The sequence below is a fragment of the Nocardioides sp. genome, assembly GCF_047607185.1.
Lineage (GTDB): Bacteria > Actinomycetota > Actinomycetes > Propionibacteriales > Nocardioidaceae > Nocardioides.
In genome coordinates this window covers 1-5,593 of the sequence record NZ_JASGDQ010000118.1, presented here as the reverse complement: position 1 = coordinate 5,593, position 5,593 = coordinate 1, and the positions used below count along the sequence as shown (strand labels likewise).

At 72.6% G+C, this 5,593-nt stretch carries 7 protein-coding genes; 4 read left to right on the top strand and 3 right to left on the bottom strand.

Features of this window, described 5'->3' with window-relative positions; all coding sequences use genetic code 11:
- Positions 1 to 188 precede the first annotated feature (188 nt).
- The 4 genes from QM595_RS13485 to QM595_RS13470 all read left to right on the top strand — a co-directional run bounded on the left by QM595_RS13485 (position 189) and on the right by QM595_RS13470 (position 3,169).
- Positions 189 to 680 carry a GNAT family N-acetyltransferase gene (locus QM595_RS13485; RefSeq protein ID WP_415172082.1) on the top strand — a complete coding sequence of 164 codons (492 nt, stop codon included), beginning with the start codon at positions 189 to 191 and terminating at the stop codon, positions 678 to 680.
- Positions 677 to 1,477, top strand: a complete 801-nt coding sequence (locus QM595_RS13480) for a Cof-type HAD-IIB family hydrolase (protein WP_415172081.1) — start codon at positions 677 to 679, stop codon at positions 1,475 to 1,477. Before QM595_RS13485 ends, QM595_RS13480 begins: the two co-directional genes overlap by 4 nt.
- Before the next feature lie 168 nt (positions 1,478 to 1,645).
- Positions 1,646 to 2,200, top strand: coding sequence for a hypothetical protein (locus QM595_RS13475; protein ID WP_415172080.1), 555 nt, complete (start codon positions 1,646 to 1,648; stop codon positions 2,198 to 2,200).
- Positions 2,201 to 2,263: 63 nt separating this feature from the next.
- Positions 2,264 to 3,169 (top strand): aldo/keto reductase, encoded by a 906-nt coding sequence (locus tag QM595_RS13470; RefSeq protein WP_415172079.1) that lies wholly within the window; start codon positions 2,264 to 2,266, stop codon positions 3,167 to 3,169.
- A gap of 93 nt (positions 3,170 to 3,262) precedes the next feature.
- Here QM595_RS13470 and QM595_RS13465 read toward each other — a convergent pair whose 3' ends face one another.
- The 3 genes from QM595_RS13465 to QM595_RS13455 form a co-directional block, all read right to left on the bottom strand.
- Positions 3,263 to 3,805, bottom strand: a complete 543-nt coding sequence (locus QM595_RS13465; protein WP_415172078.1) for a bacterial proteasome activator family protein — start codon at positions 3,803 to 3,805, stop codon at positions 3,263 to 3,265.
- A gap of 14 nt (positions 3,806 to 3,819) precedes the next feature.
- On the bottom strand, positions 3,820 to 4,770 hold the full coding sequence (locus QM595_RS13460; RefSeq protein ID WP_415172077.1) for an NAD(P)H-quinone oxidoreductase: 951 nt from the start codon (positions 4,768 to 4,770) through the stop codon (positions 3,820 to 3,822).
- Between the two features lie 139 nt (positions 4,771 to 4,909).
- Positions 4,910 to 5,458: a molybdenum cofactor guanylyltransferase gene (locus QM595_RS13455; RefSeq protein ID WP_415172076.1), complete on the bottom strand. Its 549-nt coding sequence runs from the start codon at positions 5,456 to 5,458 to the stop codon at positions 4,910 to 4,912.
- Between the last annotated feature and the right edge of the window lie 135 nt (positions 5,459 to 5,593).

The window sequence follows — 5,593 nt, the reverse complement described above, 5'->3', positions numbered from 1 at the left end:
TCCAGGGCGTGGCTGAGTGCCGCCGACGAGGGAGCCGTGGCGGAGCCACGGCGACTGAGGAGAAGGTGCTCAGGCACGTGCTGGGGCGGCGGCGCGCCGACTCTGCCCTACCTGCGGAATCTCTAAGGGCATGCCTCCCCCGCCAGGCGCCTGCTGCGCGACGGCGCTGGCGAGGGAGGCATGCCCTCGTGATCCCAGTGGTGGTGAGCACCGAGCGGCTGACGCTGCCGCTGTGGACCGCCGAGGACGTCGCGGCGATCCGCGCCCGGGTACGCCGCCCCGGCTGGCACGCCGACTTCCCGCGCGAGGACGACGTGGACGCGGCCTCGCTGTGGCGCGAGGGCGACCCCTGGGGACCGCGCTCGATCGTCCGCGGCGTGACCACGCTCGGCTCGATCGGCTTCTTCGGTCCGCCCGAGCCCGCGGCGGACGGCGTCGCCGAGACCGAGGTCGGCTACGGCCTGGTGCGCGAGGCGTGGGGCTGGGGGTTCGCCACCGAGGCGCTGCGGGCGCTGGTCGGCCTCACCGACGCCGCCGGCGTACGGGTCCGGGCCTCGGTGCTGCCCGACAACGCCCGCTCCGTCAAGGTGCTCGCCAAGTGCGGCTTCACCCGGTTGCGCGGGACGACCGAGGACGGCGAGCTCGTGATGGTGCGCTCACTGGCACAATCAGGGTCGTGACAGCGCCGAGGCTGGTCGCCACCGACCTGGACGGCACCCTGGTGCGCACCGACGGCACCGTCTCCGCCTACACCGCCGAGGTGCTTGCCGAGCTCGACCGGCGCGGCATCCCGGTCGTCTTCGTGACCGGGCGGCCGCTGCGGTGGACCCGCGACGTGTTCGACTACGTCGGCAGTCACGGCCTCGCCATCGTCTCCAACGGCGCGCTGGTGTGGGACGTCGCCACTTCGACGCCGGTGATGGAGCGGCCCATCGAGACGGCGGTGGCCCTCCAGGCCGCGCTCGCGATCAGGACCGCCATCCCGGCGGTGCGGTTCGCCGCCGAGACGCTCGACGGCTGGGCGATGGAGCCCGACTACACCCGGCACCACGCCGACCGGCAGCGATTCGCGCCGTTGCGCGAGGCGGTGCTCGAGGAGCTCATCGACCGGCCGTTGCTCAAGCTGCTCGCCCGACTCGACGGCGCCGACCCCGACGAGTTCGTGGCCGCCGCGGTCGCGGTCGTCGGTGACCGCGTCAACGTCACCCACTCCTCCTTCCCGCTACTGGAGATCAGCGCGCCGGAGGTCACCAAGGCCTCCACGCTCGCGCTCGTCGCCGCCGACCTCGGCGTCGGGGCGGAGGACGTCGTCGCCTTCGGCGACCAGCCCAACGACCTGCCGATGCTCAGCTGGGCCGGCACCTCCTACGCCATGGCCGACGCCCACCCCCAGGTCACCGGCTGCGCCACCCGCGTCGCGCCCGGCCACGACGAGGACGGCGTCGCCCGTGTGCTCGCGGACCTGCTCGGTCTCTAGGGAATCGCTGATCAATGGCGCCGTCGCGAGCGTCGTGAGGCGAGTGCGCTGGCAAGCCGTGGCCGCGAAGGCAGGCTGGGCGCCTGTCGAGCGGCCGCGGCGCGGCCAGCGTGCCGCATCGCGGCGCGCAGCAGGCGGGATTGATCAGCGATTCCCTAGTATTGCCGGGTGCGTCGCCTCCTTGCCCTGCTGCTGACGACCCTCGCGCTGAGCGTCGCCGGCGGCACGTCGTACGCCGCCCGCAGCTGCCCCACGTCGGCACCGGCCGTCGCGATGGCCGGTGCCACGGTGGTCTTCACCGGCGTCGTGACCAGCAGCGAGCCGAGCGATGCCTGGTTCGTCTCGACGGTCCAGGTCGACCGGGTCTACAAGGGCGAGGTGACCACCGCCGAGGTGCGGGTCAAGACCGGCACCGGCAAGTGCGGGCTGGGGCAGCTCGCCACCGACGAGAGGTACGTCGTGATGGCGGCCCCCGACGGCGACGCCTGGCTGGCTCGCCCCGACTCGGGCACCAGCGTCGCCACCGATGCGCTGCTGGCCCAGGTCCAGACCGTGCTCGGCCCCGGCACCGCCCCGGTCGAGACGGCCCCCGAGCCGACCACGCCCACCTACACCCTGGTCGGCGACGAGACCCCGCCGGAATTCCTCCGCGCCGCCGCCCCCGGCCTGGCGCTGGCCCTGGTGGGGCTGCTCGGCCTGCTCGCGGTGCGCCGATTCGCCTGAGAACACGTGACCGCCGTTCCGAGTAACACCAGTCCCTCCCAGCCGCCGCCCGTCCGACGTAGCGTGGACGGCGTGGAACCGATCACGAACGAACTGACCCTCAACAACGGCGTGCGGATGCCGGCACTCGGCTTCGGCGTCTTCCAGAGCCCGCCCGAGGAGACCGCGGCTGCGGTCGAGACGGCGCTGCGCACCGGCTACCGACACATCGACACTGCCGCCGCCTACCACAACGAGCGCGAGGTCGGCGAGGGCATCCGCCGCGCCGGCGTACCTCCCGAGGAGATCTTCGTCGAGACCAAGGTCTGGGTCAGCGACTACGGGTACGACGAGACGCTGCACGCCTTCGACAAGGCGACCGGCAAGCTCGGCGTCGAACGGCTCGACCTGCTGATCCTGCACCAGCCGGCGCCCGACCGGTTCGAGCGGACCATCGCCGCCTACCGGGCGCTGGAGACGCTGCTCGGCGACGGCCGGGTCCGCGCCATCGGGGTCAGCAACTTCATGCCCCACCACCTGGCCGAGCTGCTGGCCGCGACCGAGGTGGTCCCGGCGGTGAACCAGATCGAGCTGCACCCCTACTTCACCCAGCCCGAGGTGCGCGCCGCCGACGCCGAGCACGGCATCCTCGACCAGGCCTGGTCGCCCATCGGCGGCATCACCTTCTACCCCGGCTGGGGCGAGGACCGCCGCAGCGTGATGGAGGACCCCACGCTCCAGGAGATCGCGCGAGCCCACGGCCGGACCGCCGCCCAGGTGATGCTCCGCTGGCATCTGCAGCAGGGCCGCTCGGCGATCCCGAAGTCGACCAATCCCGGCCGCATCGCCGAGAACTTCGACATCTTCGGCTTCGAGCTGAGCGCCGAGGAGCTGGCCCGCATCGACGGACTCGACCGGGGTGTGCGCAACGGCCCCGACCCGGACGTGGCCCGGCCGGAGCGGTTCGCCATGCCGATCCCGGAGGCCTAGAAGTGCTGATCAATCGCGCAGCAGCCGGGATTGATCAGCACTTCCCTGATCGATTGCACGCCGGGCCCGGCGCCTGCTGAGGAACTCCCGCCGTCAGAGGTACATCCCGTTGGTCGTCCCCGGCTGGCCCTCCTCGGGCATCGGCTGCGCGGCCTGCGGCATCGCGCCCGGCGGCAGCCCGCGGCGGATCTGCTCGAACTGGGCGCGGGCGGCCACCTGCTGGGCGTAGATCGCCGTCTGGATGCCGTGGAAGAGCCCCTCCAGCCAGCCGACCAGCTGGGCCTGCGCGATCCGCAGCTCGCCCTCCGAGGGGGTGTGCTCGTCGGTGAACGGCAGCGTCAGGCGATCCAACTCCTCGACCAACTCCGGGGCCAGGCCCTGTTCCAGCTCCTTGATCGACGCCTCGTGGATCTCCTTGAGCCGGTTGCGGGAGGCCTCGTCGAGCGGAGCCGCCTTCACCTCCTCCAGCAGCTGCCGGATCATCGAGCCGATTCGCATCACCTTGGCGGGCTGCTCGACGAGGTCGGTGATGCTGCGCTCCTCGTCGGTCTCGCTCTGGTCGGGTCTCTGGTCGGGCACCGCGCCCAGTGGTTGCCCGTCGGGGCCGATCACGACGACCTGCTGCTCCTCAGTCATGAGACCAAGCCTATTCAAACCGCAAGCAGGATCTTCCCGGTGTGTGCCCCCGAGGTCATCAACTCGTGGGCCTGCGATGCCTGATCGAGGGGCAGTACGGCGGAGACGACCGGCCTGATCGCCCCGGCGGTGACCAGTGGCCAGACGTGCTCGACGACCTGGCGGCACACCTCTGCCTTGGACTCGATGCTCCGCGAGCGCAGCGTGGTGCCGATGACGCCGGCGCGCTTGCGCATCAGTGCGTTGATGTCGAGCTCGGCCCGGGTGCCGCCCTGCAGCCCGATGACCACAAGTCGGCCGCCGTCGGCGAGGGCGGCGACATTGCTGGCGAGGTACTTCGCGCCCATGTTGTCGAGGACGACGTCGGCCTGGCCCTTCACCTGCGCTGCCCAGTCGGAGTGGTAGTCGATCGCCTCGTCGGCGCCCAGCTCGCGGCACAGCGCCAGCTTCTCCTCGCTGCCGGCGGTCGCGATGACGCGGGCGCCGAGCGCCTTGGCGAGCTGGATCGCGAACGAGCCGATGCCGCCGGCGCCGCCGTGCACCAGCAGGGTCTGGCCGGCCTGCAGGTCGGCGGTCATCTTGAGGTTGGACCAGACCGTGCCGGCCACCTCGGGCAGCGCTGCGGCGGTCGGCAGGTCCACCCCGGCCGGCACCGGCATCAGCTGGCCGACCGGCACCGCCACCTTGGTGGCGTAGCCGCCGCCGGCCAGCAGCGCGCAGACCTCGTCGCCGGTGCTCCAGGGCCCGGCGGGCATCGCGATCCGGCCGCTCACCTCCAGGCCGATGGTCTCCGGCGCGCCCGGCGGCGGCGGGTAGTGGCCCTGCCGCTGCAGCAGGTCGGCCCGGTTGATGCCGGCCGCCACGACGTCGATGACCACCTCGCCGGGTCCCGCGACCGGGTCCGGCGCCTCGGCGATCTCCAGTACCTCCGGCCCACCCGGCTCTCGTGCGACGACAGCTCTCATGCTGGGCAGGGTATCGGGCCGCCGTCCCCCGCCGAGAGGTCCCGGATTGCCCCGCGAGAGGTCTCTGTTTGCGCGCGAGAGGTCCCGGATTGCCCCGCGAGAGGTCTCCGATCGCCCTCCGAGACGTCCCGATCGTGCCCTACAGATCCCGCAGGTCCGTCCAGCTGTCGACGTCGCGGTGCTCCTCACCGACCACGGCGACCTCGACGAGGGTGAGCGGCGCGAGCAGCCGCCACAGCGCCAGGTTGTGCTGCCCCTCATGATCGGGCCGGACCTGCCGCAGCCGCTCCGTCGAGAGCACCAGCGCCAGCTGCCGGCGACCGTCCGGGCCGACCAGCACAGCGCCGTCGTGGCCGGCCGCCGCCTCGGTCAGCCGCCGGGTCGTCGACATGGTGAGCCGGGGCATGTCGACGGCCACCACGGCGACGTACGGCGTCGGGGCCAGCAGCGCGTCGAGTCCGGTCAGCAGCCCGGCCGCCGGGCCGCCGTACCGCGGGCTCTCGCGGGTGAAGGTGACCGGCCGTTGCGTCGGCACCGGATCGCCGACTACGACCACCTCGCGGGCATCGATGACGGCGTCCAGCGCCCACTCCAGCAGCGTCCGGCCGCCGACCTCGATGCCGGCCTTGTCGACCCCGCCCAGCCGGGCGCCGCGGCCGCCGGCCAGGATGATCGCCGCCCAGGACACCCCCCGAGCGTAGGCCGCGCGCGCGAGTCGGCAGAAGTGCAAGCGTGAGAGCGGTCGAGTCGGCAGAAGTGTGGGCGTCGTCCACAGTCCGCCTGTGGACAGGCCCTGCACTTCTGCCGACTCGGGCCTCCTGGG

Bases quoted from the DNA above. Each gene is read 5' to 3' on its own strand.
- QM595_RS13465 (WP_415172078.1), bottom strand. From the start codon at position 3,805: ATGACTGAGGAGCAGCAGGTCGTCGTGATCGGCCCCGACGGGCAACCA.
- QM595_RS13460 (WP_415172077.1), bottom strand. From the start codon at position 4,770: ATGAGAGCTGTCGTCGCACGAGAGCCGGGTGGGCCGGAGGTACTGGAG.